Source organism: Bacillus sp. SIMBA_154 (genome assembly GCF_046536015.1).
Taxonomy (GTDB): Bacteria; Bacillota; Bacilli; order Bacillales; family Bacillaceae; genus Bacillus; species Bacillus pumilus_P.
The window spans coordinates 1-239 of sequence record NZ_JAWJBV010000626.1 but is presented as its reverse complement, the minus strand read 5'-3'; the positions used below and the strand labels follow the sequence as shown (position 1 = coordinate 239).

Annotated in this window: 1 protein-coding gene; it reads left to right on the top strand. The window is 39.3% G+C overall.

From position 1 onward, the window contains the following. Positions 1–239, top strand: a 239-nt coding sequence (locus R0K30_RS23385; protein ID WP_486304043.1) for a hypothetical protein, incomplete at both ends; no start/stop codon positions are given.

Below are 239 nucleotides of genomic sequence, written 5' to 3'. Positions count from 1 at the left end.
CGCACGATAATGACCTTGTTTTAGTCTTTGCTAACTCTATAGCTGATCGCATTGAAGAGTTTGAAAAGCAAATGGATATGCCTAAAGTTTCTGTGGCGGAGCGTTTGCGTTTGCTTATGGACTCAAAGTCGGTAAAGCAGAAAGACCTTAAGAACGTAGCTCCACAAAGCGTTATCAGTGAAATTTTAAACGGAAAACGTAACGTTAATTTAAAGCAAGCCAAAGGCTTATCCACATTT